1 pseudogene is annotated in these 261 nt (G+C 47.1%); it reads right to left on the reverse strand.

From position 1 onward, the window contains the following. A pseudogene (locus SB751_RS31975) lies at positions 1-261 on the reverse strand (hypothetical protein); the annotation flags it as partial.

Consider the following 261-nt stretch of genomic DNA (forward strand, 5'->3'; position numbering starts at 1 on the left):
TTTCTCATCACAAAACAGAAGATGCGCGTCGAGCATGTAGGGGCTGTCAATTTTATCTCCACCCGATACATTAGCCTCGCTCATTAAGAAATAAATATACACGCCCTGCATCGCAGGACCAGCATCGACGACGGGCGGCTGTAATTTGTGATTTTGATCAGTACGAGCCCCTATTGCATCCTGCACGGTGACTGGTATGCCGGTCGCGTGGGAATGAGGCACATGAAACAAAAAAAATAGCGTTAACAAGAAACCTAACAC

This window comes from Cupriavidus sp. SIMBA_020, from assembly GCF_046535395.1.
Classification (GTDB): domain Bacteria; phylum Pseudomonadota; class Gammaproteobacteria; order Burkholderiales; family Burkholderiaceae; genus Cupriavidus; species Cupriavidus campinensis.